Origin of the sequence: Moorena sp. SIO1F2 (assembly GCF_010672755.1) — a bacterium.
Lineage (GTDB): Bacteria > Cyanobacteriota > Cyanobacteriia > Cyanobacteriales > Coleofasciculaceae > Moorena.
The window spans coordinates 1-1,616 of record NZ_JAAHFV010000645.1; the positions used below are offsets into that span (position 1 = coordinate 1).

General features: G+C 41.2%; 3 protein-coding genes. 1 reads left to right on the plus strand and 2 read right to left on the minus strand.

Going from position 1 to position 1,616, the window contains the following annotated elements:
• Nucleotides 1-128: 128 nt before the first annotated feature.
• Complete coding sequence (locus F6J94_RS33705; protein WP_293048265.1) at nucleotides 129-500, minus strand: helix-turn-helix transcriptional regulator; 372 nt, start codon at nucleotides 498-500, stop codon at nucleotides 129-131.
• On the minus strand, nucleotides 461-697 hold the full coding sequence (locus F6J94_RS33710) for a hypothetical protein (protein ID WP_293048269.1): 237 nt from the start codon (nucleotides 695-697) through the stop codon (nucleotides 461-463). The genes F6J94_RS33705 and F6J94_RS33710 overlap by 40 nt, the downstream gene beginning before the upstream one ends.
• 188 nt (nucleotides 698-885) lie before the next feature.
• Here F6J94_RS33710 and F6J94_RS33715 point away from each other — a divergent pair, with 188 nt between their 5' ends.
• Complete coding sequence (locus F6J94_RS33715; protein ID WP_293048273.1) at nucleotides 886-1,083, plus strand: hypothetical protein; 198 nt, start codon at nucleotides 886-888, stop codon at nucleotides 1,081-1,083.
• Nucleotides 1,084-1,616: the final 533 nt, after the last annotated feature.

The following is a 1,616-nucleotide window of genomic DNA, read 5'->3' on the forward strand; positions in this document are numbered from 1 at the left end:
CCTACTCCCTACTCCCTACTCCCTACTCCCTACTCCCTACTCCCTACTCCCTACTCCCTACTCCCTACTCCCTACTCCCTACTCCCTACTCCCTACTCCCTACTCCCTTTGCTATATAAATAACTAATTTAATTGGCCTCTAAAAATTCCTGTTTAAATTGGTAAAACTTAATTTTAGCATAAATATTTTTCAAGTGCTTCTTAACCGTGTTGAGAGTAATGCGCAATTCATCAGCAATCTCCTGATAGCTGTAATCAGCACGACGCAGTAACCAAACTTCGGCCTCACGAGGAGTCAAGTCATATTTATTCACCTCTGCGATCGCAAAACTCTCAGCATATTGATCGTGATTTTCTAGTGTTACTAAAATGCAGGGATTTTCAAAGGAGTCTAAGGTGAGCTTAACGGCTCGAATCCGAAAAGATGTTGAGGGATCAGTAATAATTTCAGACTCGATAATTATTGACTGATTTGGATATAACTCACAGCTGTCGAGCACAGCTTGGCAAACACGCCTGATTTCTTTGGAAGGTTAGATTTTGACTTATCCACTGCTAGTTGAGCACAAAGAAGGCGACCATAGCAATTGCTATGAACTAACTCTCCCTGAGCGTTCAAAATCAAGACACCATCCATTAATCCTTCTACTACCCCTTGTAAGAGAACACCGTTAAACTGTCTTGCCTGAGTATTCATCCTCTAGACCTATGTGAACGTTACGAATCTGCAACAGAGCAGGTCCCTACTACAGGTACCTACTACAAGTCCCTACTACAGGTTCCTAATACAATCCATAGGTGCAGCGGCTTTGAGCTTATGCAGTAGCTTATGCAGTTCTGGTATCACTTGTTCATTTGAGGGCGTCAGTGTTGAGTTGTAAGCATATGCGCTACGCGCAGGCTACGCCAACAGCAGTCAGCGGTCAGCGGTCAGTGGTCAGCGGTCAGTGGTCAGCCTTGTGGGACAGGCTTTGGCCACGCTACGCGAATGGCCACGCTACGCGAATGGCCACGCTACGCGAATGGCCACGCTGTGCGAACGATGCATCGGACCTAACCCATAAGCTGATAGCTGATAGCTGATAGCTGATAGCTGATAGCTGAATGCTTAGCTCAGCACTAGTGTCATTCATTGAAAATTTAGAAACTGAGTTAGAAAAGGTAGTATAAAAAGACTCAGAAGGATAATGACAATCATGAATAACTTTAATGTCAATCTATCGTCGTTATCTGGTTCATTCCCTGTAGATTTAAGCATGTTTATCAAATTCGAATTATCTAAGGGCTTCTTCCACCATGGTCTTTTTTGTCTTTTTCGTGGATGTTTTTCTGTTTGAGTCATTGGCACTTGGGTATTAGTATTCGGAAGTTTTGATATTAGCTTAGTCATGGAATAGATTTTATTCAAAATAACTCCTAGATTAAATATTTTTTTTGGAGAGCGAAACTATAGTAAAACCAAACTAGTATTGACGGGAAAAACCACGTAATCAATACTAATGCTGAGATATAAACCTGCAATACAAATAATCCGTATATTCCTGTTATAATTACCAATGTTAATACCTGTTTATATCGCTGTAATAATGTTTTTTTTACCAGGATAATAGTAGTCC